Source organism: Lysinibacillus boronitolerans JCM 21713 = 10a = NBRC 103108 (genome assembly GCF_000772935.1).
Lineage (GTDB): Bacteria > Bacillota > Bacilli > Bacillales_A > Planococcaceae > Lysinibacillus > Lysinibacillus boronitolerans.
This window is the reverse complement of sequence record NZ_JPVR01000010.1, coordinates 1-292: the sequence shown is the minus strand read 5'-3', so window position 1 is coordinate 292 and position 292 is coordinate 1. Positions and strand designations below refer to the sequence as shown.

The following is a 292-nucleotide window of genomic DNA, read 5'->3' as shown; positions in this document are numbered from 1 at the left end:
AATACGAAGCGAAAAAGCAATATCATATTGCGTTAAATACGTTACAAAAATAAATCCACAAAAACCAAATTACATTCCAAAAATACTCACATCTGCCGGCATAGGAAAAGGATACTTTTACGACCAAGACAGAGTTGAAAAAAATTTCTATGTGCCAAAATCCGAAACAGATGAAACAGATGAATCCTACAGACTAAGAGGAGGACAAAAGATTGCCTTACCGATATACTATCGAAATAAGATATATACCGATGAGGAGAGAGAAAAGCTATGGATTGAACACCAAGAATTA

Annotated in this window: 1 protein-coding gene; it reads left to right on the top strand. The window is 34.2% G+C overall.

What is annotated here, in order from left to right; all coding sequences use genetic code 11:
* On the top strand, positions 1-292 hold a 292-nt coding region (locus CD31_RS23670; protein WP_036074734.1), incomplete at both ends, for a hypothetical protein.